The organism is Pseudonocardia sp. D17 (genome assembly GCF_036984265.1).
Taxonomy (GTDB): domain Bacteria; phylum Actinomycetota; class Actinomycetes; order Mycobacteriales; family Pseudonocardiaceae; genus Pseudonocardia; species Pseudonocardia benzenivorans.
In genome coordinates, this window is sequence record NZ_BPRG01000213.1 from 1 (window position 1) to 1,272 (window position 1,272).

Genomic DNA, 1,272 nt, shown 5'->3' on the forward strand with positions numbered 1-1,272 from the left:
ACATCGCCCTCGGCACACAGGAGAAAGGAGTGATCGAGCAGTTCCGGATCCCGCACGGCCCCGACGGAGTCGCCGCCCTGGTCGAACGCGCGCTGCGCCTGGAGCCCGACCCGGCCGAAGTTCGGGTGGTGATCGAGACCCGCCACGGCCTGCTCGTCGAAGCACTCGTCGACGCCGGGTTCACCGTGCTGCCGGTCAACCCCGACCTGGTCGCGCGCCGCCGTGGCCCGGCCCGGAAGAAGGACGACGCCGAGGACGCCCGGATCTGCTGCCTGATCGCCCTCGACCGCCACACCACGCTCAAGACCCTCATCCCGCACGGCGAGATCGGTGGTGAGCTGCGCGCGATCGGGCGCGACGACGAACGCGCCGCCCGCGACCAACGCCGCCTGCTCAACCGGCTGCGCGCCGACCTGCAGACCACCTACCCCGCAGCCCTCGTCGTCGCGGGCAAGGATCTGGGCGCCCCGACGGTGTTGCGGCTGTTGCAACGCTGGCCGACCCAGGCTGAACTCGCTGCGGCTTCCCGCGCCGAGCTGGTCGCGTTCGCCCGGGCAGGCCGTCACGGCTGGCCCGACCGCTTTGCCGACCGCGTGGCAGACGCGCTCGCCGCGCCGTCCCTGCCGACCCGCGATTACCTCGTGCGCGCCAAGGCGGCCGGGATCCGCCTCGCCGCGGTCCAACTGCTGGCGTTGCATGAGGCACGCCACGGCTGGGAACAGCGCATGGGCGAGCTCCTCCTGGGCGGGCGCCGCACCGGCCGTGATCACACCGGCCGTGATCACAGCGTGGAGGACCCCGACCCGGGGAAGACCTTCCCGGGCGGGGACATCTACCTGAGCTTCCCCGGCCTGGGAGACCGCCTCGCAGCTCGGGTCGCCGGAGAGATCGGCGAGCACATCAACGCGTTCGACTCCCCGAACGGTCTGCAGTGCTACGCCGGTCAAGCCCCGGTCACCCGACGCTCGGGAAAGCACGATTTCGTCGTCAGCCGCCGGCTCGCGCACAACCGCTACCTCGGCGACGCCGTGCACCAATGGGCGTTCTGCAGCATCAGTAGAAGCGGTTGGGCGCGGGAGTTCTACGAGGCCAAGATCGCCGCCAAGAAATCCCACCACAACGCCCTGCGCGCACTGGGGAACCGTTGGCTGGAAATCCTTTGGCACTGCCTCACTCGAGGCGTCCTCTACGACGAAAACGTCCACGTCGCCAACCGCAACCGAGCCCTCGGACGAGCAGCCTGACCCGAAGGTTGACAGAGGATGTCTCATC

Annotated in this window: 1 protein-coding gene; it reads left to right on the top strand. The window is 70.0% G+C overall.

Features of this window, described 5'->3' with window-relative positions; all coding sequences use genetic code 11:
• Positions 1–29: 29 nt before the first annotated feature.
• Complete coding sequence (locus PSD17_RS28065; RefSeq protein ID WP_339125295.1) at positions 30–1,244, top strand: IS110 family transposase; 1,215 nt, start codon at positions 30–32, stop codon at positions 1,242–1,244.
• The last annotated feature ends 28 nt before the right edge of the window (positions 1,245–1,272 follow it).